At 57.9% G+C, this 259-nt stretch carries 1 protein-coding gene; it reads left to right on the top strand.

All coding sequences use genetic code 11. From position 1 onward, the window contains the following. Positions 1-259 (top strand): LysR family transcriptional regulator (locus AF337_RS38515; protein ID WP_152971360.1); only part of this gene is annotated, 259 nt, incomplete at both ends.

The raw sequence follows: 259 nt of genomic DNA, 5'->3' as shown, positions 1-259 counted from the left end.
GCTTTGTAGCCTCAAGAAAAATCTGGAGGCAATGGAGGCCAATATCGTCTTTCGACCGCAGTTGACGGCACGTCAATTGCACTACTTCAACCTTGCGCATCTCAGCGGAGGTATTTCGGCGGCGGCGCGCGCGGCGCATGTCACGCAACCGTCCGTTTCGATCCAGATTCAGAAAATCGAGGCAGTTGTCGGGCAACCTCTGTTCGAACGGCGGCGCAACGGTGCCGAGAGCACGAAGGCCGGCAAGGCATTGCTTCCC

The sequence above is a fragment of the Rhizobium ecuadorense genome (assembly GCF_001187535.1).
GTDB classification, from domain to species: Bacteria; Pseudomonadota; Alphaproteobacteria; order Rhizobiales; family Rhizobiaceae; genus Rhizobium; species Rhizobium ecuadorense.
Note: the sequence above shows the minus strand (reverse complement) of the source record. Positions and strands in the feature narration are given on the sequence as shown.